Annotated in this window: 1 pseudogene; it reads right to left on the bottom strand. The window is 63.6% G+C overall.

What is annotated here, in order from left to right:
* Positions 1-2158, bottom strand: a pseudogene (locus tag KH616_RS24345) (hypothetical protein); the annotation flags it as partial.

Below are 2158 nucleotides of genomic sequence, written 5' to 3'. Positions count from 1 at the left end.
GCTCCCCTGCCGCCGATCGACGCGCCGACCTTTCCGGCATGCCTTTCGACAAAACTTCCCTGATTCAGCCGTTTCGTCTGGGGTCCCGCACCTTCATACGCGTGAATACCTGGCATGATCTGACCGCCGTAGTTCAGCGTATGGAATGCCGCAACTTCATCGGGCGAGAAGGTTTGCACGATTTTTTGCCCAACGACGGAGTTCAGCGTCTTGTTGACATCGTTCTGATTCCAGACGCCAGAATTCCCCGCGCCTTTCTCGTAAACCTCTCGAGCCAATGCTCCGGCCATCTCGTTTTTCGCCGCGAGCGCCTGTTGCTGCAATTCTTGCGGGATGGGGGGCATCCCATCAGGCGCGCCACTGATGCGACCGCGCGAAAGGTCGTCGAGCGTGTTGTAAATATGGCGCCATTGATCGAGTGGCATGTTGTTCAGCCGGCCCGGAATCTGCTCGACAGCCGCCCCCGATTTCACCCCATTCGAATCCGCATCGCCGAAGATCTGCTTGAATCCGCGCGCACCCATAATGCTCTGTTGCACCTGGTGAAGTGAGTCGCCCAGCTTATACGCATCTGATCCCGCGGCAGCCGCGACGTCCTGGTCGATCGCTCGATTGATCGCGCCGATCGTCCGCGCGTTATTGTCATTCCAGTCTGCATTATTGGACTTCCTGACCGCATCCCACGACGCCACGCTGCCCGGCGCCGTAATCTCGCCCGTGATGGGGTCTCGGAAACCAGTATTGCGCGCGAGATCCATCAACTGAGTAATGCCAGAAACCACGCGCGAATTTCCGCCGCGCTCCGCTTCCGCCATGAACTGAGGATCACGCAGCAGCTCATCAACATGCCCAGTCCGAATCGGATTGTCGCCCGACTCGGCACGAGCACGATCGTAGATCTGCTGCTTGGCTTGCTGGAAATATTCGTTCAGACCACCTTCGCCATGAACGGTATCGTTGATGACCTGGCCACGCTGCTCATTGTTGATCAGGTTCGGATTCGCGCCGGTCGCCTCGATGCGCTGCTGTGCGTAGTTCGAAAGTGCCTGCTGCTCGCGCGCGATCTGACCGCGCAAGGCAATCTGCTCCGGCGTATTGTCGGGGCTCCGAGAAAGCGTGTGTTCGCTTCGAAGCTTGTCTTCATTGCCGGTGACAACGCCACTCCGCACCGCATCATTGTCGGGGCCGAGGATATCGTTCGCGATCTGCGCGCGCACCGCCTGCTCAGTGGCAGGCACATCGCCGGCATTCTTCGCGACCTTGACTTGGGGAAACGCCGAGCTGCCGCCGCGCGCGGTTTCCTCACCTGTCAGTTGGCCAGCGTACGGATTGAGGTTCGATTCCGCTGCACCGACACCACGGAGCGTTGCGCCGCCGGCCGAAGCATTCGGAGCGCCGGCCGCTGCTGGCGATGCGGATGCCTGGGCACCCATAGACGGCTCAACACGATCGACAATTGCTGGGGATTTAACGGACGCCCCCAGCGATCCCGCCAGGTGATTAAAGGCCGCCGCCGTCCCCGCACCCGCCGCACCACCAGCAAGACCGCCGACGAGCCCCGCGCCGAGCTGAACGAGCGGATTCGCGCCAGCATCCTGCGCACCCTGCGAGGCTGCGCCCGCGCCTGCGCCGCCAGCAATCTGCACGCCAGGATGCGCGGCCATCTCCGACGCGATTGCCTGCGTCAGCGGATTCGCCGCCATTTTCGAGACGGCGCCGGCCGCTCCCGCACCGGCTGCCGCGCCGGCCATCCCGCTCGCACCGGCATTGACGGCGCGCTCGAGCGCATTTTGCGGTGCCGGCGTCACGGCATCGGTCGCATTCCGGATGATGTCTCCGGGGTTGTGGAGGTGCGCTCCGAACAGGGTATTAATCGTCGCGTTCAGCGGCGCACCGACTAGATCGACCGTGTCGGCAATGCCGTGCCCGACTGCGCGCGCGGCCAAACCGGCTTGGCGCCCCCACTCAGATGCCGACAGCAGAGGATGAGTAACCGGGGAATCCGGCGGCTGCGCGACAGGCTTGGCCGGCTGATCCTTCGCCGCCATCACGCTATTCGCCATCGACAGCAGCGGGTCGTCGGATGCCTGCGCGGGCTGCGCGGCCGCGGGCGGCGTTGCTGCCGCGGGCGACGGCGCCGAGCCGCCCATGACACCGC

Origin of the sequence: Burkholderia sp. (genome assembly GCF_018375725.1) — a bacterium.
GTDB lineage: Bacteria > Pseudomonadota > Gammaproteobacteria > Burkholderiales > Burkholderiaceae > Burkholderia.
This window is presented reverse-complemented; position numbering and strand designations above follow the sequence as displayed.